21 protein-coding genes, 5 tRNA genes and 1 other annotated feature are annotated in these 23,143 nt (G+C 37.7%); of the genes, 7 read left to right on the top strand and 19 right to left on the bottom strand.

The genetic code is table 11. The features are described 5' to 3' along the window. Positions 1–78: 78 nt before the first annotated feature. The 3 genes from bamD (at position 79) to pheA (ending at position 2,883) form a co-directional block, all read left to right on the top strand. A complete protein-coding gene (gene bamD, locus GWJ01_RS10625; protein ID WP_109395258.1) occupies positions 79–813 on the top strand; it encodes an outer membrane protein assembly factor BamD in 735 nt (244 codons plus the stop codon). Between the two features lie 271 nt (positions 814–1,084). Continuing rightward, on the top strand, positions 1,085–1,420 hold the full coding sequence (raiA, locus tag GWJ01_RS10620; protein WP_109395259.1) for a ribosome-associated translation inhibitor RaiA: 336 nt from the start codon (positions 1,085–1,087) through the stop codon (positions 1,418–1,420). A 155-nt stretch (positions 1,421–1,575) separates the two neighbouring features. Continuing rightward, positions 1,576–1,690 (top strand) — a sequence feature (Phe leader region). Between the two features lie 35 nt (positions 1,691–1,725). Next, entirely contained in the window at positions 1,726–2,883 is a 1,158-nt protein-coding gene (pheA, locus tag GWJ01_RS10615; RefSeq protein WP_109395260.1) for a bifunctional chorismate mutase/prephenate dehydratase, read from the top strand. A gap of 72 nt (positions 2,884–2,955) precedes the next feature. Here the strand turns inward: pheA and GWJ01_RS10610 are convergent, their stop codons facing one another. After that, entirely contained in the window at positions 2,956–4,296 is a 1,341-nt protein-coding gene (locus GWJ01_RS10610; protein WP_075672423.1) for an anaerobic C4-dicarboxylate transporter, read from the bottom strand. 413 nt (positions 4,297–4,709) lie between these two features. Between GWJ01_RS10610 and GWJ01_RS18715 the strand changes: the two genes are divergently transcribed. Together GWJ01_RS18715 and GWJ01_RS18710 are read left to right on the top strand one after the other, a co-directional pair. Beyond that, on the top strand, positions 4,710–4,865 hold the full coding sequence (locus tag GWJ01_RS18715; protein WP_165125333.1) for a hypothetical protein: 156 nt from the start codon (positions 4,710–4,712) through the stop codon (positions 4,863–4,865). A gap of 31 nt (positions 4,866–4,896) precedes the next feature. Further along, on the top strand, positions 4,897–5,073 hold the full coding sequence (locus GWJ01_RS18710) for a hypothetical protein (protein WP_167394852.1): 177 nt from the start codon (positions 4,897–4,899) through the stop codon (positions 5,071–5,073). Between the two features lie 81 nt (positions 5,074–5,154). Here the strand turns inward: GWJ01_RS18710 and tyrA are convergent, their stop codons facing one another. The 7 genes from tyrA to ffh all read right to left on the bottom strand — a co-directional run bounded on the left by tyrA (position 5,155) and on the right by ffh (position 11,327). Next, complete coding sequence (gene tyrA, locus GWJ01_RS10605; protein ID WP_109402953.1) at positions 5,155–6,279, bottom strand: bifunctional chorismate mutase/prephenate dehydrogenase; 1,125 nt, start codon at positions 6,277–6,279, stop codon at positions 5,155–5,157. Between the two features lie 36 nt (positions 6,280–6,315). Next, positions 6,316–7,410, bottom strand: a complete 1,095-nt coding sequence (locus GWJ01_RS10600; RefSeq protein ID WP_075672419.1) for a 3-deoxy-7-phosphoheptulonate synthase — start codon at positions 7,408–7,410, stop codon at positions 6,316–6,318. A gap of 408 nt (positions 7,411–7,818) precedes the next feature. After that, positions 7,819–8,172 (bottom strand): 50S ribosomal protein L19, encoded by a 354-nt coding sequence (rplS, locus tag GWJ01_RS10595; RefSeq protein ID WP_023580978.1) that lies wholly within the window; start codon positions 8,170–8,172, stop codon positions 7,819–7,821. Positions 8,173–8,224: 52 nt separating this feature from the next. Continuing rightward, positions 8,225–8,977, bottom strand: coding sequence for a tRNA (guanosine(37)-N1)-methyltransferase TrmD (trmD, locus tag GWJ01_RS10590; protein ID WP_109395262.1), 753 nt, complete (start codon positions 8,975–8,977; stop codon positions 8,225–8,227). Between the two features lie 38 nt (positions 8,978–9,015). Then, entirely contained in the window at positions 9,016–9,561 is a 546-nt protein-coding gene (rimM, locus tag GWJ01_RS10585; RefSeq protein ID WP_161711074.1) for a ribosome maturation factor RimM, read from the bottom strand. An 18-nt stretch (positions 9,562–9,579) separates the two neighbouring features. Next, positions 9,580–9,828, bottom strand: coding sequence for a 30S ribosomal protein S16 (rpsP, locus tag GWJ01_RS10580; protein WP_004244772.1), 249 nt, complete (start codon positions 9,826–9,828; stop codon positions 9,580–9,582). Positions 9,829–9,965: 137 nt separating this feature from the next. Then, a complete protein-coding gene (ffh, locus tag GWJ01_RS10575) occupies positions 9,966–11,327 on the bottom strand; it encodes a signal recognition particle protein (RefSeq protein WP_023580979.1) in 1,362 nt (453 codons plus the stop codon). Between the two features lie 173 nt (positions 11,328–11,500). Between ffh and GWJ01_RS10570 the strand changes: the two genes are divergently transcribed. Then, a complete protein-coding gene (locus GWJ01_RS10570) occupies positions 11,501–12,301 on the top strand; it encodes a cytochrome C assembly family protein (RefSeq protein WP_069367097.1) in 801 nt (266 codons plus the stop codon). Between the two features lie 34 nt (positions 12,302–12,335). Further along, complete coding sequence (locus GWJ01_RS10565) at positions 12,336–13,610, top strand: HlyC/CorC family transporter (RefSeq protein ID WP_109395264.1); 1,275 nt, start codon at positions 12,336–12,338, stop codon at positions 13,608–13,610. Positions 13,611–13,653: 43 nt separating this feature from the next. Here the strand turns inward: GWJ01_RS10565 and GWJ01_RS10560 are convergent, their stop codons facing one another. From GWJ01_RS10560 to recA, 11 genes are all read right to left on the bottom strand, one after another. Further along, on the bottom strand, positions 13,654–14,403 hold the full coding sequence (locus tag GWJ01_RS10560; RefSeq protein WP_161711073.1) for a hypothetical protein: 750 nt from the start codon (positions 14,401–14,403) through the stop codon (positions 13,654–13,656). A 193-nt stretch (positions 14,404–14,596) separates the two neighbouring features. Then, the gene (gene luxS, locus GWJ01_RS10555) at positions 14,597–15,112 is read right to left on the bottom strand and encodes an S-ribosylhomocysteine lyase (protein ID WP_006534759.1); all 516 of its coding nucleotides are present in this window, start codon (positions 15,110–15,112) and stop codon (positions 14,597–14,599) included. Positions 15,113–15,274: 162 nt separating this feature from the next. Next, complete coding sequence (gene gshA, locus GWJ01_RS10550; RefSeq protein WP_109395266.1) at positions 15,275–16,855, bottom strand: glutamate--cysteine ligase; 1,581 nt, start codon at positions 16,853–16,855, stop codon at positions 15,275–15,277. A 185-nt stretch (positions 16,856–17,040) separates the two neighbouring features. Beyond that, a tRNA-Arg gene (locus GWJ01_RS10545) sits at positions 17,041–17,117 on the bottom strand. A 51-nt stretch (positions 17,118–17,168) separates the two neighbouring features. Then, positions 17,169–17,245 (bottom strand) — tRNA-Arg (locus GWJ01_RS10540). Between the two features lie 55 nt (positions 17,246–17,300). Beyond that, positions 17,301–17,377 (bottom strand) — tRNA-Arg (locus GWJ01_RS10535). Between the two features lie 89 nt (positions 17,378–17,466). After that, positions 17,467–17,543, bottom strand: a tRNA-Arg gene (locus GWJ01_RS10530). A 9-nt stretch (positions 17,544–17,552) separates the two neighbouring features. Further along, a tRNA-Ser gene (locus tag GWJ01_RS10525) sits at positions 17,553–17,645 on the bottom strand. Positions 17,646–18,110: 465 nt separating this feature from the next. Then, a complete protein-coding gene (csrA, locus tag GWJ01_RS10520; protein ID WP_004244778.1) occupies positions 18,111–18,299 on the bottom strand; it encodes a carbon storage regulator CsrA in 189 nt (62 codons plus the stop codon). A gap of 221 nt (positions 18,300–18,520) precedes the next feature. Continuing rightward, positions 18,521–21,148, bottom strand: a complete 2,628-nt coding sequence (alaS, locus tag GWJ01_RS10515) for an alanine--tRNA ligase (RefSeq protein ID WP_109402714.1) — start codon at positions 21,146–21,148, stop codon at positions 18,521–18,523. Positions 21,149–22,051: 903 nt separating this feature from the next. Beyond that, positions 22,052–23,122, bottom strand: coding sequence for a recombinase RecA (recA, locus tag GWJ01_RS10510; protein ID WP_109395269.1), 1,071 nt, complete (start codon positions 23,120–23,122; stop codon positions 22,052–22,054). Positions 23,123–23,143 lie beyond the last annotated feature (21 nt).

Genomic DNA, 23,143 nt, shown 5'->3' with positions numbered 1-23,143 from the left:
TGAGTTATAGTGTAACCGATTTCAGGGGAGCTTCACGGAGAGACTCCCCAAACCTATTCAGAGGATAATCAATACGTGATGAGACGCATTAAATACCTGGTGGCAGCGGCCACTGTAAGCCTGTTACTTGCTGGCTGTTCGAGTTCAGACAAAGACGCTACTGCCAATATGTCGCCTTCTGAGCTTTACTCAACCAGTCAGGAAAAATTGCTAGATGGCAATTATGGAGCGGCTATCAAACAATTAGAGTCTCTCGATAATCGCTATCCTTTTGGTCCTTACTCGCAACAAGTTCAACTCGATCTGATTTATGCTTATTATAAATCAGCAGAACTACCAATGGCGATTTCTGCAATCGACCGTTTTATGCGATTAAACCCAACCCATCCTAATATCGACTATGTTCTTTATATGCGTGGCTTAACAGCTCAAGCATTAGATGATAGTGCATTACAAGGATTCTTTGGTATTGATCGTTCAGACCGTGATCCTCAACATGCAATCGTAGCATTTAAAGATTTTAGTCAATTAGTTCGTTACTATCCAGACAGCCTTTATGTCGCCGATGCAACCAAACGCCTAGTCTTTCTTAAAAACCGTTTAGCGAAGTATGAGCTTTCTGTTGCGAAATTCTATACTAAACGAGGAGCTTATGTCGCGGTTATTAATAGAGTAGAGCAAATGATGCGTGATTATCCTGATACACAAGCCACACGTGATGCGCTTGTCTACATGGAAAACGCTTATAAAGAATTAGGTCTGACACAAGAAGCTGAAAAAGTAGCTTCATTGATCGCAGCAAATCCAACCTAACTAAAATATCACCATCAAAAACAGCAGCTTATCGCTGCTGTTTTTTTATTCTTTTCTAGCTAAATTATCTTTACTTTTCATCAGCCCAACCTTTCTAATATGACTGAATAAATGCAACTTAACAAGCGGTCTTTTTCATCTATTTATCATTTGTCACGTTTCTATTACTAGTTACACATACATCTAACAAAAAGTGATTTTGATCATGTTTTAAATTGTGTATCACGATATTCTGAAGTTATCGAAGGCGGAGTAATAAAGAGGTAACTATATGATTATAAATATTACTAGCAAACAAATGGAAATTACCCCAGCACTACGTGAACACATTGAAAGCCGTCTAACTAAACTCAATAAATGGCAGGTGAATTTAATCAATCCTCATATTATTCTTACAAAAGATCCTAAAGGTTTTAGTGTTGATGCCAGCATTCATATACCAAATGGGCAACTGGTCGCTAATGCACAACACGCCGATATGTATGTTGCAATTAATGACTTACTCGCAAAACTTGAACGTCAATTAAACAAAGTTCAGCATAAAAACGAATCTCGTCGAGCTGATAACAGCCTGAAAGAAGAGAATTTACTTGTCGATGAAATGTAAATAGTAAAGCAAGATTAAAAATTAGAATAAATCACTGACTCAAAACGCCTCTGCGCATCCTCGTGATGCGCTTTTTATTGTATTTTTCTTGACTCCTTTCACATCATCATGTTTGATAGCTATATGTTAAATAATTTACCAATCAATATAATGAACAAACATTCACATTTGCCTTTCTTCTTTTTCTTTTTACTCTTTCATTAAGAGGCTTTGTCATTTCAGAAAGAAAAGTAAGAACGACAATAGCCTCCAACTGGAGGCTTTTTTATTTATGATGGTATGATATAACGGTATAGGGCTTAAACATGGAAAAACTCGATTTATTAGCAATCAGAGATAAAATCACGACGTTAGATTCAGAATTACTAACGTTGTTAGCAAACAGACGCCAATTATCTGCTGATGTCGCTCAATTTAAATTGAATACACATCGCCCTATTAGAGATAAAAATCGTGAGCGTGAATTACTTGATTTATTAATTGAGAAAGGAAAAAACGTTGGGCTAGATGGTTTTTATATTAGTCGTATTTTTCAAATGATCATTGAAGACTCTGTCTTAACGCAACAAGCCATCCTACAACAACATCTTAATGCAACACCTAATGAGTCAGCTAGAATTGCTTATTTAGGGCCTAAAGGCTCTTATTCACATATTGCCGCTCGTCAATATGCAGCTCGCCATTTTGATACTTTCGTTGATTGTGCTTGTCAGAAATTTGACGACATTTTTACACTTGTCGATACCGGCCAAGCTGATTACGGTTTACTGCCAATTGAAAATACCAGCTCTGGTGCAATTAATGATGTTTACGATTTACTGCAAACAACATCAATCTCTATTGTTGGGGAAATTCGCATCCCTATTAATCATGCGCTTTTAACGAGTGTTGATAGCAGTCCAGAAGAATTGCAAACGATTTATAGTCACCCTCAACCCTTCCAACAATGTAGTCATTATTTAAACCAGTATCCAAACTGGAAGATTGAATATTGCGAAAGTACAGCAGCTGCAATGGAAAAAGTAGCTCTTGCACAATCGCCACTCGTTGCTGCTATTGGTAGTGAAGCCGGCGGCTCTCTTTATGGTTTAAAACCCTTAGCCAATAATTTAGCAAACCAGCAAATAAACGTAACTCGCTTTATTGTTATTGCGCGAAAAGCGATTGATGTTTCAGACCAAGTTCCTGCTAAAACAACCTTCTTAATGGCAACAGGACAACAAGCGGGTGCATTAGTTGATGCATTAATGATTTTAAAAAAATACGACATTATTATGACAAAACTCGAGTCGCGTCCTATTAATGGTACTCCTTGGGAAGAAATGTTTTATATTGATGTTCAAGCAAATTTACGTGATATCAATATGCAAAAAGCCTTACACGATTTATCACAAACAACACGCTCATTAAAAATATTAGGCTGTTACCCTTCAGAAAATGTTGTGCCTGTTGAAGTGAAATAACCTCATACAAAGATAAAAGCCAGATAGCATATAACTATCTGGCTTTTCTTTTACGTTCTTATTTAACGTTAATTATAAGAAACCATACATCGCAGCAAATACCCAGCCAAAGACACAGGAAACTGTTACACCAATTAATCCCGGTAAAATAAAGCTGTGGTTAATAACAAAACGCCCTATTCGAGTTGTACCAGAACGGTCAAATTGAATTGCAGCTAAGTCACTAGGATAAGTTGGCAGAATATAATAACCATAGCAAGCTGGTGCCGATGCAATAATATATGCAGGATCAACACCAATACCCAATGCTAAAGGAACAATCGCAGCCAAAGCCGCCGCTTGAGAGTTAACAAACTTAGATACTAATAATAAGACAACCGCATATGCCCAAGGGTATTCTCGTACTAATTGCCCCAATGCTGCTTCTATTTCTTTCATATGCGCAGAGAACATTGTCTCTGCCATCCAAGCAATACCATACACAGCAACAATTGCTATCATCCCTGAACGGAATACTTCATTTTTAGAAATAAGAGAAGGGTTGGTTTTACAAATAATGATAATTGATGCGCCAGCCAATAACATAAACATCTGAATAACAAGTACCATAGATAATGGTTTACCATTAAATACAGGACGTATTTCAGAGAAAGCACCTAATATTGCAACAACAGCAATTGCACCTAAAAATATCCACATTGCTACCCAGTTTTTCATTGGGAGCTTTTTATCTAGAAGTGTTGCTGTATCACCATAAACATAATCATGGTTTTCAGGTACTGAAACAAATTCTTGGAAGCGTTGATCTTTATCTAAGTCTTTTCCTCTAAACCAGCTAAAGATACCAATGGCTAAAATACCAATAAAAGTGGAAGGAATAGTAATTGCTAATAAATCTAAAAACTCAAGGTGTTTACCATTAAAAGTTACATCGCCGAGCATTGCGACTAATGTAACAACGGCAACGGAAACTGGGCTAGCAATAATTCCCATTTGAGAGCCAATTGTACTTGCCGCCATTGGTCTTTCAGGGCGAATATTATTTTTAATCGACACGTCATAAATAATTGGCAATATGGTATAAACAACGTGTCCAGTACCACATAATATTGTAAGAGTACAAGTTACGAGTGGTGCAACAATAGAAATATATTTTGGATTTTTACGTAATAACTTTTCTGCTATTTGCAACATAACATCTAACCCACCAGATGCTTGTAATGTTGCTGATGCAGAGACAACGGCAATAATAACTAACATTACATCAACAGGTGGTTTTCCCGGAGGGAGTTTAAAAATGAAAACCAAAATAACCAGACCTACACCACCTAATAGACCTAATGCAATTCCCCCTTTCCTTGCCCCATAAAATAGACACACTAATATAATGGCGAGTTGTATTAAAAAATCCATAAATTACCCCTTGAAAAACACGTCGGAATATAAATAAAAAATAATACAATTGAGTTTTTAGCACTTCTTGCAAAAAAAAGAGTTTATAAAATATAATTTACGATATTTGTTATAGTCATTTTTTTGATCATTGTTATAGTTTTCATAATACCTTTTAATTTCATTCAGTTTTAAGATCTCATCAACAAATAACTTTTAATAAAAAGACAATATCGAACATTAATTATTCTTTAATTAAACCCAACAATAACAATTAAATAACAATAAATATAAGATGGATTAGTCTATTGATAAAATTAGATATTTATCCCATTGTTTTTAAATGTATATTTATATTTCTCTACTTTTATTTTCTGAATAAAAATAGGTGGTTTTTATCTATTATTAAATTTTTGAAATGATAGGGAGATAATATGAATACTTTTATCATACTGATTTTAAGTCTATTTTTTACTAATAACGTAGATGAAGTTCAATCACAAGAGAGTTATTACGCTTATTCATTAACGTCTCAATCAGATTTGAGTCGTTGCACAGTAAGTCCTTGTCCTGATCCCAAAGACTATTGACTTATAACATATTATTTAAAAAGGAACTTTTATGAATAAAAAATATATACTAATACTCTCATTTTTATTCACTAGTTATGCAAGCGCTCATTTTTATGAAGAAGTAAAAGAAAATAGAGCATCAATAAATGAATATTCTCAAAGTAATAGTAATACTTCAGATCCTAGTGGTTGTGTTTGGCCACCTTGTGATGATGAGTGGCGATAAGCTAAAAATGGAGTAATTAATAAAATAAAAAGGCCGAACAATTTATTTATTGCTCGGCCTTTTATATAACAAATAATTTAACTAGATTCGGCTATCATTCGCTTTTTGTAATAATACACCACTCTCTTTCATAAATTGAGAAGCATAATCACCAAACCAATCACTCACGTTATTAAATGAATGGATAAACTCACCCTTTGCATTTATATCTAATAGATCGATAGCTTGACCTAATGAGTGATGATATCTACGAATTAATTCAATATTCTCTTTTGATGACAAAATAATATCAGCATACAGTTGTGGGTCCTGAGCAAATAAGCGCCCTATCATTGCCAATTCTAAGCGATAAATAGGTGATGAGAGTCGCAGTAAACTTGCCAAATCAACTTTTTCTTTTGCTAAATGCTGGCCATAAGCAAAAGTAGTAAAATGTCGAAGAGCTTGAATAAAACTCATGTTTTTATCATGTTCTTCTGGCGCAATAGCCTCAATTCTTGCTCCCCATACCATTAATTGCTCTAACAACCATTCAAATGAAGTATGGTTTCGTCCTTCACTGTATGCCACAACCTGCTTTGCTAAGCTAGGTACATCAGGGCCAAACATTGGATGAAGACCTAAAACAGGCCCATTATGCGCTTTTAACATCGCCTCTAGAGGGGCTTTTTTAATAGAAGCAAGATCTACAAGTAAACAGTTTTCAGGTAATACAGGAAGTTTTTCAATAACCTCAACAGTTAAATGAATAGGCACACTGATAATCACCATTCCTACATCATCAAAAATAGCTGGCGACTTAGTTTGCCATTCATCCGCTTCTAAGCTTTCAACTTGATAACCAGAGAGTATAAACAAACGAGAAAATAGTTTACCCATTTTCCCATTTCCTCCCACAATAACGATTTTACCAAGTTGAGGGTTAAGAGTTTTAAATCCTTTATCATTCTCTTTAGTATAGGATTCTCGCATTACTCGACGTAATACATCTTCAATTAAATCTGGGGAAATTCCCATCTTTTGTGCATCATTACGACGAGAAGCAAGCATAGAGGCTTCTCTATCAGGTGCATAAATCGGTAAGCCGTGGCGATTTTTAACTTCACCCACTTCAGCTACCAGTTGCATTCTTTTTGCGAGTAAAGAAAGCAGTGATTTATCTACCTGATCAATTTGCTCACGCAAACCTTGTAATTCTTCAGCCATCTATGCTTGCCTCTTTTTTCTTTATGATTATCTAACTTAACTAACTTTTTTTAACTGTGCTTCACGCTGAGCCAAAATCGGAGAAAGTTGAGCATGTAAATTTCTTAACACTGACTCTGTTGTTTCCCAACTAATACATGCATCTGTTACTGAGACACCGTATTTCATTTCACTACGCGATTGCTCTGATGATTGATTGCCTTCATTAATATGGCTTTCTAACATAATACCAGTGATAGATTCATTACCTTTAGTGATTTGCTCAATCACTGAATCAACCACTGCCGTTTGACGACGGAAATCTTTGTTAGAGTTACCATGACTACAATCAATCATTAATGATGGTTTTAATCCTGCTTTTACCATTTGGGCTTCGCATTGAGCAACATCTTCTTCATGGTAGTTTGGTGTTTTACCACCACGTAAAATCACATGACCATCAGGGTTACCTTGTGTTTGTAATAAGCAAACTTGTCCTGATTGATTAATTCCCATAAAACGGTGTGGCATAGAAGCCGCTTTCATCGCGTTAATTGCGGTATCTAAATTACCATCTGTTCCGTTTTTAAATCCAACTGGCATTGAAAGCCCTGATGCCATTTCACGGTGAGTTTGAGATTCAGTAGTTCTAGCACCAATCGCAGACCAACTAAATAAATCACCTAAGTATTGTGGATTATTTGGATCTAACGCTTCAGTTGCCAGAGGCAGGCCTAATTGTACTAGTTCGGTCAGCAACTTACGGGCAATATGTAGCCCTTTTTCCATTTCAAAGCTACCATCCATAAATGGATCGCTAATTAAGCCTTTCCAGCCAACGGTTGTACGAGGTTTTTCAAAGTAGACACGCATCACAATGTACAGACTATCACTTAATTCAGACGCTAAGACTTTCAGACGTTTTGCGTAATCTAACGCAACATCGACATCATGAATAGAACAAGGCCCACATACCACGAGTAAGCGAGGATCACGGCGTTGAACAATTTCAGAAATTGTTTGACGTGACTGAGCAATGGCATGCAGATCATTGCGACTCAATGGGTATTTTTGTTTTAACTCTTCTGGAGTAATTAAAACCAGCTCTTCGCTGATATTCACATTATTGAGTGCGTCTTTTTGCATGATCATAATCTTTACCTTTTTTATATCTGTCATTGTGATTTTTTGTGTGTCTGAAAGATAAGATAACATGCAATGTAAAGAAATCAATCCATATTTTCAATAAATTTGACATCATTGTAATCCAATCTTTACAGCGGTAATCTTCAATACAAATAAATTATAAATAACAGCTAGTTACAAATATAAAACGAGATAAAAATAACGTGATGAGGATTAAATTAAAACTCAAATATGTAAATAAAAATTCACACCCTGTCTTTTAATGAATCTCGACATAAGAAGAATAAATAAGATGGGGATATAAAAAGTAAAAGAGAAAAAACTAATAAACAATATTTTTTAATATAAGGGATATAAAAAAAGGTCAGCAAATGCTGACCTTTTAACAATAACTTTCGGATGTGCGAAAGCGTATTATTTAGCGTTAAGACGCTCTTTGATACGAGCAGCCTTACCTGAACGCTCACGCAGGTAGTACAGTTTAGCTTGACGAACCGCACCACGACGTTTAACAGTGATGCTATCTACGACTGGAGAGTGAGTTTGGAATACACGCTCAACACCTTCGCCATTAGAAATTTTACGAACAGTGAATGCAGAGTGCAGACCGCGGTTACGGATAGCGATAACCACGCCCTCGAATGCCTGCAGACGCTTTTTAGAACCTTCAACAACCCATACTTTAACTTCTAAAGTGTCACCAGGACGGAATGAAGGAACATCTTGCTTCATCTGTTCTTGTTCGATTTGTTTAATAATATTGCTCATAATAACTCTCTTACCCTAGGTAAACTGATATTAATGACATCTTGTGTCAGACTTACTCTGCTGTTCCTGACAGATGTTCCCGTTGGAACTCTGTTAACAGCACTCTTTGCTCGTCAGTCAGAGCTAGGCTTTCCAGAAGCTCAGGTCTTCTTAGCCAGGTTCGACCCAGTGATTGTTTCATGCGCCAGCGATTAATATGAGCATGGTTGCCTGACAGTAAAACTGCCGGAACTTCCATACCATCTAAAACCTCTGGGCGAGTATAGTGAGGATGATCCAGTAAACCGTCAGCAAAAGAATCTTCTTTCGCAGAGGCTGCGTGTCCGAGAACACCCGGTACAAAGCGCGCTACTGCATCTATCATTATCATGGCAGGTAATTCCCCACCACTTAATACGTAATCACCTACAGACCACTCTTCATCGATTTCAGTCTGAATGACACGCTCGTCTATACCTTCATACCGACCACAAACTAGAATTAGTTTCTCATTCGTAGCCAGTTCACAAACTCCTTGTTGATCGAGTTTGCGTCCCTGAGGTGATAAATAAATCACCTTTGCTCCATCACCTGCCGCAGCTTTCGCTTGATGAATGGCTTCTCTTAAAGGTTGAACCATCATCAACATACCGGGACCACCGCCATAAGGACGATCATCAACGGTATTGTGTCTGTCGTATGTAAAATCTCGGGGATTCCAACATTCTACATTGAGCAGACCATGCTTCACTGCCCGACCAGTCACCCCGTACTCGGTTATAGAGCGGAACATTTCTGGAAATAGGCTAATTACCCCAATCCACATTTTTGTGTCCCACTATTGAGAACCGTTAACCGGATAATCTAAAAACCAGGATCCCAATCAACGATAATTTTTTTCGCTGAGAGATCGACTTTCTTGATAACCTGCCCATCAAGAAACGGAACTAACCGTTCCCCGATACCGAACGCATCTTTCAGATTCGCTTTAATTACCATGACATCATTTGAGCCCGTTTCCATCATGTCTGTAACGACACCTAGATCGTAGCCTTTATCCGTTTCTACATGGCAACCCATCAGATCTTTCCAGTAATATTCACCTTCAAGTTCTGGAAGTTGCGAACTATTAACGACAATTTCAAAATTAGTCAGGAAATTAGCCGCATCTCTGTCATCAATACCTTTTAGCTTGACGATAATATCTTGGTTGTGATGTTTCCAACTTTCAATTTCAATGGTTTCCCACTGTCCATGACGCTGAATAAACCACGGTTGATATTCAAAAATGTTTTCGGCGTGTTCGGTGGAGGAAAAAACTCTGAGCCAACCACGGATCCCGTAAGGTGAACCCAACTTACCCATAACAATAGGTTCTACAGGCTCTTTTAAGGTTTTTTGTCCGCTCATTGTTACCACCGCGACAGATTAAGCGCTTTTCTTCGCTGATTTGATCAGGCCAGCAACACGTTCTGAAACTGTTGCGCCTTGAGCAACCCAATGTTCAACACGGTCTACGTCTAAACGTAATTCTTCTGCATTACCGGTTGCCAGTGGGTTATAAAAGCCTACACGCTCAATGAAACGACCATCACGCGCATTGCGGCTATCGGTTACTACTACTTGATAAAACGGACGCTTTTTTGCGCCGCCACGAGCTAAACGAATTGTTACCATAACATCCTCATTAGTTAATAAAACAACCAGACGCCATCGAGGAACGGAGTCCGGTTGTCATATAAAAAGCCCGAAAAGTTTACTCACTTTGGCGAAAAAAGCAATCCAAAGCACGTTTTTTTTCAGGTTTTTTGATTTTATCGGCCTGGAAATCCAGGTGGCATCATACCTTTCATGCTACGCATCATCTTAGCCATGCCACCTTTTTTCATTTTTTTCATCATACGTTGCATATCATCAAACTGCTTTAACAAACGGTTGACGTCTTGCACTTGTGTTCCTGACCCCGCTGCAATACGGCGTTTTCTGGAACCTTTGATGATTTCCGGTTTTTGACGTTCTTTTTTAGTCATGGAATTAATAATCGCTTCCATTTTCACTAAAATTGAATCATCCATTTGTGATTTTACTGCATCTGGCACCTGAGACATACCCGGCATTTTGCTTAACATACTCGCCATGCCGCCCATGTTCTTCATTTGCTTTAATTGATCTAAGAAATCATTTAGATCAAAGCCATCACCTTTTTTAAGTTTTGTCGCTAGCTTTTCAGCCTGAGCTCTATCAACTTTGCTTTCAATGTCTTCAATCAAAGACAGAACATCACCCATTCCCAAAATACGAGAGGCGATACGATCTGGGTGGAAAGGTTCTAAGGCTTCTGTTTTTTCCCCAACACCGAGGAATTTAATTGGCTTACCGGTGATATGGCGGATTGATAATGCCGCACCACCGCGCGCATCACCATCAACTTTGGTTAATACAACCCCTGTTAATGGCAATGCTTCATTAAATGCTTTTGCTGTATTTGCCGCATCTTGCCCCGTCATGGCGTCAACAACAAACAGAGTTTCAACTGGATTAATGGCTTTATGGAGAAGTTGGATCTCTTCCATCATGCCTTCATCTACGTGTAAACGACCTGCTGTATCCACCAGCAATACATCATAGAATTGAAGTTGTGCATGTTTTAATGCATTACTTGCAATTGTGACTGGATTTTCTTGAACAGTAGAAGGGAAGAAATCAATGCCAACCGTTTCGGCTAACGTTTCAAGCTGTTTAATCGCTGCTGGGCGATAAACGTCAGCAGAAACAACAAGAACTTTTTTCTTCTTTTTCTCTTTTAAGAATTTACCTAATTTTGCGACACTGGTCGTTTTACCGGCACCTTGTAAACCTGCCATTAATACAACAGCTGGCGGTTGTGCTGATAGATCAAGGTCAGTATTCACTTCCCCCATCGCATTGACGAGTTCATTTTGAACAATCTTCACAAACTCCTGACCCGGTGTCAGGCTTTTGTTAACTTCATGCCCTACAGCGCTCTCTTTGACGCGCGCGATAAAATCACGGACCACAGGTAAGGCAACGTCGGCTTCTAATAAAGCCATACGTACTTCACGTAGTGTCTCTTTAATGTTTTCTTCGGTCAGTCTTCCTCGACCGCTTATATTGCGCAATGTGCGCGATAGTCTGTCACTTAAATTCTCAAACATTATCTTAGCTCAGTGTTAAAGTTGGGCTTATCGGTCATGTATGCCACCGATTATATCACGATGACTCGCGGATCTCTGCATAGAGATTTAAGCTTAATGACTTCAATAGTTGGAGCCGTATGCTCCTAGCGCTATACTAGGAAGTTATTCAAACAATATATGTAAGCGAAACTATGCCCGTTATATCAATCTCTATCGTCGCTGTCTGCGCTTATTTACTCAGTCTGGTGCTGTTTTTGCCCGGTCTGTTACGAAAAGAGCAGAATGGATACCGCGGATTAGCTCTACTATTTGCGGTAATTGCACTGATTGCACATGCCATTTCATTAAAATTTTTAATTTTCCGTCCTCACAGCGGACAGAACCTTTCACTCACCAATCTAGGTGCAATTGTTAGTCTGATGGTCTGCGTTATTATGACGATTGTGGCTTCTCGTGGCCGAGCATGGTTCTTACTGCCTATTGTTTATTGTTTCGCAATAGTCAATCTTGTTATTGCAGCATTGATGCCGGGTGAATTTGTTACACATCTTGAAAGTAGCACATCACTCTTTATTCATATTGGATTGGCTTTATTAAGCTATGCCACACTGTTAATTGCCGCTTTATATGCTTTACAACTTAGTTGGCTTGACTATCAACTAAAAAATAAGAAACTAAAATTCTCACCTCAAATGCCACCATTAATGTCAATTGAGCGTAAAATGTTTCATATCACACAAGTGGGTGTGGTATTACTGACACTGACCTTATGTACTGGTTTGGTGTATATGGATAATATTTTTGGTAAAGAAAATATCCATAAATCTATTTTCTCTATCATTGCTTGGTTTGTTTACATCATTTTATTATGGGGACATTTCCGAGAAGGATGGAGAGGAAAGAAAGTCATTATCTTTAATTTGATTGGCGCTATTATTTTAACATTAGCTTTTTTTGGTAATCGTTTATTACAAGAGTTAGTGCTTAATTAATTTTCTATTTTAGGGTAGCAAAAGGATCTCAATTTTGGAGCATGTGTCGACAACTACGCTCATTATCATACTTGTATGTATGATTATTGCCTCAGCTTATTTTTCCGGGACTGAAACCAGTATGATGACGATTAATCGCTATCGTCTTCGTCATGCAGCAAAACAAGGAAACCGCTCTGCAAAACGTGTGGAAAAATTATTACAACGTCCTGACAGATTGATTAGTTTAGTATTGATTGGCAATAATCTGATTAATATTGTTGCGTCTGCACTAGCTACCATTGTTGGTATGCGTTTATACGGTGATGCTGGTGTAGCAATATCCACCGGTGTGCTGACCTTTGTTATCCTTATTTTTGCTGAAGTGCTTCCAAAATCAATTGCGGCACTTTATCCAGAGCGTGTTGCTTATCCAAGTAGCATTATTCTCTCTCCTTTGCAAAAACTGATGCTACCTATTGTTTGGTTTTTTAATAAAATCACATTAATACTGATGCGTATTTTTGGTATTAAATCCCCTGTAATACAGGGAAATGCGGTATCAAAAGAAGAGTTAAGAACTATCGTTAATGAATCTAAATCAAAGCTTTCGCAAAGAAATCAGAATATGTTGCTATCGATTTTAGATTTAGAAAAAGTGACGATTGGCGATATTATGGTGCCAAGAAATGAAATTTTTGGTATCGATGTCAATGACGAGTGGAAATCTATCGTAAGACAGTTAACTCATTCTCCTCACGGTCGAATTGTGCTTTATCGTGATACTCTTGACGATGCGATTGGTATGTTGCGAGTACGAGAAGCTTATCGCTTAATGACTGAGAAAAAAGAGTTTACCAAACAAATTCTGATGAAAGCTGCCGATAAAATCTATTTTATTCCAGAAAGCACACCGTTAAACCTGCAACTCGTCAACTTCCAACGTAATAATGAAAAAGCGGGTGTTGTGGTTGATGAATATGGTGAAATTCAAGGTTTAGTAACCGTTGAAGATATCCTTGAAGAGATCGTAGGTGACTTTACTACCTCGATGTCCCCTTCTTTAGCAGAAGAAGTTATCCCTCAAAAAGATGGCTCATTATTAGTTGATGGCACAACAAATATTCGAGATATCAATAAAGCTTTTGGTTGGCATTTACCTGAAGATGAAGCTCGAACAATCAATGGTGTCATTATTGAAGAGCTAGGTGACTTACCTGTTGTCGGTAATAAAATAAAAGTGAGTGACTATGAATTTGAGATACTTGAAGTTCAGGATAACGTCATCAAAAAGGCGTTAATTCGCCACCTTTCAATCCCACATCATTAGTAAATACAAAATAAGCGCCTTTTAAGGCGCTATTTTTTACTGTTTATCCTAATTCAAATCGTAACTTGCTATTACGAAAATCAAACTCTCTGGCGGGTTTCATATAGAAAGGCTCTATTGCTTGCTCTTGCATTAGTTTTGTTGGCTTTAATTGTTGATAATCAGAATAAAAACCATGATTCTTGACCCACATAACTAAATTTAATGCGGGCTGATAAGAATAATCAGCGCCATACTCTTCACGCCTACAAATAAAACATGCCGTCTCTCCTTTATTCAAAGTAAGAGAAAGGGACTTGCGCGGAAAATTAGTAATAAGCGCCCCCTCATCGTTTATCGCTTCAATATTAAAATGATGAGGAGCTAAGCTACGAATATTTTCATATTTTAACTGTGAATTCTCACCGCTATAACTGTTTGTTTTAATTCCATCTTGTTGAAAATACCAACGATATTGCTCTTCATCTTTTTCTTTATAAAGATAATCACCACTTATTTTCATTATGGTGTTTGTTTGTGGTTTAGTGATCTTAGCAAATAATTCAGGATTGAGTTCGGACGAGAACAGTAACGAATCAGGCTTGATAATAAACTCTAGTTCGCACTGAGTGCGTTTAACATACTTTTTGTGAACTCGTTCTAAGTAACGATATTCAAGTGCTTTAGAACGCCCCTGATAGAAAAAGGCATCTTTAGGAAATTGAGTACGTAATGTGCCTTTGCCTACAAAATAAAATTCTCGAACAAAAAACTCTAACACTAATTTAGGTGATGAGAATTTGTGATTTTCCATAACAGAAGTGTACTCCGTGTATTAAGCATAAATTTAATCCATTACTGTGCTAACAATATAAGAAGATAAGAAAATAAAACAATGGAGTAGAGAAAAGAAAAATAATAAAGGAGATAGAAATAAAAAAGAGACAATAAATCAGAATGCGAATTGTCTGATCTATTGTCCCCTAACGTCATTAATTGACTATCACTTAGATATGCAGCTCTTTTAAAGTCTCTTCAGGCAGTGCTAATTCATCGTTATGATTAATGCCAATGCTATGAGATAAAATATCGCGTGCAATATCTTGAGCTTCTGTTAGTGAATGCATTTCATAGGTACCACATTGGTACACGTTCAGCTCTGGGATATGGTTTTGATCTTTTACTTTCAGAACATCTTCCATTGCTGCTTTCCATGCATTGGCTACACGTTGCTCTTCAGGTTGCCCAATTAAGCTCATGTAGAAGCCTGTACGGCATCCCATTGGAGAAATATCAATTATCTCAACACCATTACCATTAAGATGGTTACGCATAAATCCAGCGAACAGATGCTCTAATGTATGAATTCCTTTCTCAGGCATGGCTTTTTTATTAGGCACAGTAAAACGTAAATCAAATACCGTGATGGTATCACCTGATGGCGTTTTCATTGTTTTAGCAACGCGTACAGCAGGTGCTGACATACGAGTATGGTCAACAGTAAAGCTATCCAATAAAGGCATAAAAAACCTCCTAAGAAAAATTTAAATATTTTTAAGAAAAAATGAAACTTTCTGCAAGTAGCCAGGTCTTAGTAATGAATACGCGCAAATTGTTATCATCCCTATTTCTCTATAGAATTTTTTAGCCACACAAATCTTAGTGTGGCTTTTTTCTATCTAAGTTTAGGAAGCCACGTTATCGGTATTTGTCCCCGCATGGATCTTCAAATACTCATCAAAAGAAATGGTATCACTCTTTTCTAACTCTTCTTGACGTTTTATGGATGAAATTCTCTCATGATCAAAAGCTTCATCAGTTAACGTTTCATAAGGTGTTTTAATTAATTCTTGGTAATATTCTTCAGCTAAAGATAAACCAAAACCACTAATACCTTGTGTTTTAATTTTATCTAAAAGTCTGCCAGAGAAGGTTAATTCAGGATTATCAAACATTTCTTCTAACTTAACGCAAACTTCCATATATTTAGTGCCTGAACAGCAATCAAGAACGTTAGCAACACGTTCTAAATCTGCAAATAAGGCTTTACCAACTTGCGCTAGTGGCTCTTTTCTTTCGCCACAACCCATTCCAATAACTTGACCCGGCTTACGCCCTTCTAGAATAACGTTATTCCAATTTGAACGGCAGCACGCTAATTCAGAGGCACTCATCTCTGGAGCATCAGCTAATACACACCAGATCAGGAATAAATCAAGGAAGCGAATTTGAGTTTCATCAACACCAATTGGCGTAAATGGATTGATATCAAGTGAGCGAACCTCGATATATTCAATACCACCACGTAATAATGCATCAGAAGGTGATTCATCACCTTTAACTACACGCTTAGGACGAATAGGTGCATAGAGTTCATTTTCAATTTGTAACACATTGGTGTTTAACTGAATATACTCACCGTCTTTCTTAACACCTAATTTAGCAAACTCTTCAGAAGGCTTATGAATCGCTTTTTTCAGCCCTTTGACATAAGTTTCAAGATGATTAAAGGTGATATCTAAATCGCTTTGAGATTTATTGGTATATCCTAAATCACTTAAACGTAATGAAGTTGCATAAGGTAAATACTTCGCGCCTTTAGGCGTGCTTTCAAATGGTAGATTCGTTTCTCTTCCTCTCAAGAAAGATCCACAAATTGCTGGTGATGCACCAAAGAAGAATGGAATGATCCAGCCAAAGCGATAGTAGTTACGAATAAGGCGCAAGTAACCGTCTGAAATCGCCTCTTTCCCACTCTCTTCATCTTTTACATTTGCCCATGCTTGCCAAAACTCGATAGGCAATGAGAAGTTGTAATGCACACCTGAAATAGTTTGCATTAATGCGCCATAACGATTTTTAAGCCCTTCACGGTAGAGTGTTTTAAAACGCCCAACATTAGATGTGCCAAATTGAGCCAGCGTAATCTTATCTTCCGCTTCAATAAAGCAAGGCATACTCATAGGCCACATACGTTCATTATCTAAGTGACGTGCTGTATAGCGATGTAAATCACCTAAAAAATGCAAGGTATGTGCAATGTTGTCATCAACAGGTGTAATAAACTCTAATAGAGACTCAGCAAAATCAGTTGTGATCCATTTATGAGTTAATGATTTACCTAATGAAATAGGATGCTCTGTTGATGCTAAATTACCTTCTGGCGTAACTCTTAAGGTTTCACGCTCTATACCACGGTGGATTCCACATAAAACTTTAGGGTGTGCTTCCAACCAAGAAAGCGCTTTTGATACGTCCGGGATCAAAGGTGACCTCCCGCGTTGATTGATGTTAGTAAATAGATAGGAGTTACTTTATCGCAAAGTCACTAAATTGTCGCTGATTAGATGATGTTAGCATTGTTAGTTGGTGCTACACAAAGACGTAATATGATGAAAAATAAGAGAACGCTAGAAAGCAAAAAGCCCCGCAATTAGCGAGGCTTTTAAGATGGTGCATCCTGGAGGATTCGAACCTCCGACCGCTCGGTTCGTAGCCGAGTACTCTATCCAGCTGAGCTAAGGATGCAGGTCTGACGTTTTTGCTAGAAATAATTAAACTAAGATATCTAATAAAAGATGGTGCATCCTGGAGGATTCGAACCTCCGACCGCTCGGTTCGTAGCCGAGTACTCTATCCAGCTGAGCTAAGGATGCGTCGTAGTTATCTTTCTAGCTGCTCATATTGCAACTGGCAATCTGAGTAATGAGATGGTGCATCCTGGAGGATTCGAACCTCCGACCGCTCGGTTCGTAGCCGAGTACTCTATCCAGCTGAGCTAAGGATGCGCCGTTGTAATACTTTACGCTTTTAATGCAAATTATTCACCATTTGCACCAAAATAAAAACCCCATACATTAATCATGGGGTTGGAATATGGTGCATCCTGGAGGATTCGAACCTCCGACCGCTCGGTTCGTAGCCGAGTACTCTATCCAGCTGAGCTAAGGATGCAAATCTAAATGGCGGTGAGAGAGGGATTCGAACCCTCGATGCAGCTTTTGACCGCATACTCCCTTAGCAGGGGAGCGCCTTCAGCCTCTCGGCCATCTCACCATATTTAGAACCACTCGAAGAAGTTCTTACTGAACATCTCGTCTCTGTGTGGCGCACATATTACTTTCTCAGCCTAAGAAGTCAAACAATTTTTCTCAACTTTTTACGAATATACGTTTGTTTGAACACTTCACAAACAAACTGATGCGTTTATCATCAAGATTGGCTAAAAAAGTCCTAAACACAATGATATCGCTGATGAAAAATCATTCAAGTATTTTATTCTCTTAGTAAATAAATTTATTCACTCAGCAAATAATTGTGAAGCGAATGATTAGAGGTAAAAAGACTTTCAATTCTGTCAATCAGAATAAACGGATAGTGCAATAATAAATACAGCTCAAGAAGAGCAAAGATAGGAACAAAGAAAGGAATCAAAAGTCTTATAAAGAGAAAAGCGCCCAAACCCGGCAAAAGTGTGGACGCTTACGAATGAATTGTAACTAACTAAAAATAGGAATTGGTTTAGTAGTTATCAGTAGGCTGAGTTTTCTCGGCCTGAATTCGTTGATAGATCTCTTCACGATGGACAGATACTTCTTTGGGTGCATTTACGCCAATCCGTACCTGATTACCTTTAACCCCTAAAACGGTTACGGTCACATCATCGCCTATCATAAGCGTTTCACCAACTCGACGAGTTAGAATAAGCATTCTTTGCTCCTTGAAAATTTACAAGAGTCGGGTCTCTAGAATTTCCCGGCCATTATCCATCATACATTGTCAATTCGTATAATCATTATTTATCACAAGTAACTCATACTTCATAACAAAATATAAATTTAGTGATTGATTATTTAACGGATTACCAATATCTCTATAAGGCGTTATCCCTACACAAACAGGGATAGCGCCTTTTTTCAGGTTGCTATCGCTTACAGATGCGATTCAACCCACTCGTCAACACTTGCCAAAGCTGCTGGTAAAGCTTCAACGTCAGTACCACCAGCTTGAGCCATATCAGGGCGACCGCCACCTTTACCGCCAATTTGCTGTGCAACAAAACTAATTAGCTCACCAGCTTTAACTTTAGCAGTTAAATCTTTAGTGACCCCAACAATTAAGCTCACTTTACCATCAGAAATAGTAGAAAGCACAATAATTGCAGAACCTAATTGATTTTTTAAATCATCAACCATTGTTCTTAACATTTTTGGCTCAACACCATTAAGCTCACGAACTAAAAGTTTGATACCTTTCACGTTTTTAGCTTGGCTACCTAAAGAGGAACTCTCCTGAGCAGCTTGCTGATCTTTTAGTTGTTGAAGTTCTTTTTCCAATAAACGATGTTTTTCTTGGACTGTTTTGATTCTTTCGACCAAGTTTGTTCCATCGCTTTTTAGAACTTGTGCAACAAGAGAGATAAGATCTGATTGTTCATGAATACTCTCAATTGCTGCAATACCAGTAATCGCCTCAATACGACGAATACCAGCTGCCGTACCTGACTCACTGACAATGCGGAATAAACCAATATCACCCGTTCTAGAAGCGTGAGTACCGCCGCAAAGCTCTGTAGAGAAGTCACCCATTGTTAAAACACGAACTCGTTCGTCGTATTTTTCACCAAAGAGTGCCATTGCACCTTTTTCTTTTGCATCTTCAAGATCCATTAACTCAGTGACAACTGGTGAGTTAAGACGGATTTGCGCATTTACAATATCTTCAATTTGCCGTAATTGTTCTGGTTTAACCGCTTCAAAATGAGAAAAGTCAAAACGCAGATATTTATCGTTAACTAAAGAACCTTTCTGAGTAACATGCGTACCCAGGACTTGGCGCAATGCTGCGTGCAATAAGTGCGTCGCAGAGTGATTTAAACGAATAGCGTCACGACGAGCAATATCGATAGTGGCATTGATTTTATGGTTAACAATAAATGACCCTACGTTAACTTTACCAATATGACCAATAGCTTTACCGTATTTTTGCGTATCTGTGACTTCAAACAGGCTATCTTTCCCTGTTAGAACACCTTTATCACCAACCTGGCCACCAGACTCTGCATAAAATGCGGTTTTATTTAAGAAGATAATACCTTCTTCACCTGCTTTTAACTCAGTGACTGATTGCCCGTTATGGAAAATAGCGGTAATTGTGCCCTGCTGTTCATCATGATCATAACCAGAGAACTCACTGCGACTATCTACTTTAATTAAACTATTATAGTCAGTACCGAAACCACTGGACTCACGAGCACGTTTACGTTGCTCTTCCATCGCGATTTCAAAGCCTTTTTCATCAACTTTGATATTTCTTTCACGACAAACATCAGCTGTTAAATCAAGAGGAAAACCATAAGTATCATAAAGACGGAAAGCCGTTTCACCAGGAAGAACGTCATCTGTTAATTGAGCAAGCTCTTCATCTAATAGTTGAAGACCACGTTCTAATGTACGAGCAAACTGCTCTTCTTCTGTTTTTAATACTTTTTCAACGATAGCTTGTTGACGTTTTAATTCTTCACCAGCTTCTGCCATAACTTCAATTAATGGAGCTACTAACTTATAGAAGAAGGTGTCTTTTGCGCCAAGCATATAACCATGGCGTACTGCACGACGAATAATACGACGCAGTACATAGCCACGGCCTTCATTAGAAGGAATAACACCGTCGCAAACAAGAAATGAACAAGAACGAATATGGTCTGCAATAACGCGTAATGATTTATTTTCTAAATCCGTTGCATTAGTCACTTGAGCAACAGATTTAATTAAAGAACGGAATAAATCAATGTCATAGTTAGAGTTTACATGCTGTAAAACAGCGGTAATACGCTCTAATCCCATACCTGTATCAACAGAAGGTTTTGGTAATGGGTCCATTGTACCGTCTGACTTACGGTTAAATTGCATGAAGACGATGTTCCAAATCTCAATATAGCGATCACCGTCTTCTTCTGGTGATCCTGGAGGCCCGCCCCAAATGTGGTCACCATGATCATAAAATATTTCAGTACAAGGTCCACAAGGGCCAGTATCCCCCATTTGCCAGAAGTTATCTGATGCAAATGGTGCGCCTTTGTTATCACCAATACGGATTATTCTTTCTGCTGGAATACCAATTTCTTTATTCCAAATATCATAAGCTTCATCATCGGTGGCATATACCGTTACCCAAAGTCTTTCTTTAGGTAAGTTGAACCACTCTTTGCTTGTTAATAATTCCCAAGCAAAATTGATCGCATCATGTTTAAAGTAGTCACCGAAACTGAAATTACCTAGCATTTCAAAGAAGGTATGGTGACGAGCGGTATAACCCACATTTTCTAAATCGTTATGTTTACCACCTGCGCGCACACAGCGTTGCGCGGTTGTCGCTCGGGAATAAGGTCTATTATCCAATCCAAGAAACACATCTTTGAATTGGTTCATCCCTGCGTTTGTAAACAGCAATGTTGGATCGTTATTTGGAACCAAAGAACTGCTAGGTACTATTTGATGTCCTTTAGTATGAAAAAAGTCGAGAAACGCCTGACGGATCTCAGCGGTGCTTTTGCTCATAATTATCCCGAAATCAAGCTGGAAAAACAGAAATTAGAAATCTAGTTAGAGGAGGTTTATTGTTACCTCTACTTAGCCAACGAATACATAAGTAGGGATAAGATAGAATTTCTTCAGTCAGAAGTAAAACCCCCGATAAACTTATTCGTGTTGACATTGTAAATCGTCTAGTTTTTTTCTGAAAGTGGGATTGTTATCTGAGAATGGGACTTTTCTCTATTTAAGAGCAATTATCTTGGAAAATGTTAACAACTGAAAGTATTTTCATTTTGTAATTATTAAAAACTATTTGTTATTACTGATTTTTTATGGGACTACTCTCTATACGTTTCTTTTCTCCAAATAATCTCTTTTTCTCATGGCAATTAGTCACAAACACGTAAACACTATTACTTAAATAAGATATTAAAAGCACGATAACTTACTAAAATAAAAGCACTTGTCAGTATAAAATTCACCTTACATCTCAACAAGCCTTTAAATACAATTTAAATTAGATCCAAATATCTTGAATATATTTATCTTTATATGTCAATTATTTACTATCAGGTGCAACCAGATTATCGTAATAATTCTTATTTAGATTAATTATCTATGAAGATATATCACCAAAATTTCACTATATAAAATTTCATACAACTATAAAAAATAGATTAGTAAAAAATATCGTTATATTAAATAAAGTAGTGTTAAAGGCTGTTTTTTACAGGAAGAAAATAAAATAAGACTAATTTGAACCCTATTTTGAATAAAAAATACGACATATAGCAAAAAGGAAGCCTTTTTAGAGCTTCCTTTTTAAGTGAGTTAAATCACATTAATTGACTAGTGTTTTACAACTACGATAATCGTAATATGTTTTAATACGTATTCAATTTAGCAATTTGGGTATTGGCAAAAGAACTATTCTTCTGTTTCTTCAATATCTGCTGCATCATCGCTTTTGTTAGTAAAATCAGCTGCGCTAGTAAATTCGCCAGCATGATTTAATAACATTTCACGTAATTTGGTGTTTAACTCATCGTACATTTCAGGGTGTTCTTTTAGGTAAGTTGTTGCATTGGCTTTACCTTGACCAATTTTCTCACCATTGTAGCTGTACCATGCACCAGCTTTCTCTACCAATTTATGTTTAACACCTAAATCAATCAATTCACCAAAAGTGTTGATACCTTCGCCATACATAATTTGGAATTCAGCTTGTTTAAATGGTGCTGCAATTTTATTTTTCACCACTTTAACACGAGTTTCACTACCAACAACTTCATCACCGTTTTTAACAGAACCGATACGACGAATATCTAAACGAACAGAAGCATAGAATTTAAGTGCATTACCGCCTGTTGTGGTTTCTGGGTTGCCGAACATAACACCGATTTTCATACGAATTTGGTTGATGAAAATAAGTAATGTATTGGAATTTTTCAGGTTACCCGCTAATTTACGCATAGCTTGGCTCATCATACGAGCTGCTAGACCAACGTGCGAATCACCAATTTCGCCTTCAATTTCTGCTTTTGGTGTCAACGCGGCAACGGAGTCAACAACGATAACATCAACAGCACCAGAACGAGATAATGCATCACAAATTTCTAAGGCTTGCTCACCAGTATCAGGCTGAGAACACAGAAGGTTATCAATATCTACGCCCAGTTTTTTAGCATAAATAGGATCTAAAGCGTGCTCAGCATCGATAAATGCACAAATTTTACCTTCGCGTTGAGCTGCAGCAATAACTTGTAGTGTTAGCGTAGTTTTACCAGAAGATTCTGGGCCATAGATTTCAACAATACGACCACGTGGTAAACCACCAGCACCCAAAGCAACGTCTAATGATAAAGAACCGGTAGAGATGGTTTCAACATTCATGGAACGATCTTCACCCAGACGCATGATAGACCCTTTACCAAATTGCTTTTCAATTTGACCAAGTGCTGCGGCCAATGCTTTTTGTTTGTTTTCATCAATAGCCATGTTATCTCCCTCTGGGCAGTG

This window comes from Proteus sp. G2618, from assembly GCF_009915995.1.
GTDB lineage: Bacteria > Pseudomonadota > Gammaproteobacteria > Enterobacterales > Enterobacteriaceae > Proteus > Proteus terrae.
This window is presented reverse-complemented; position numbering and strand designations above follow the sequence as displayed.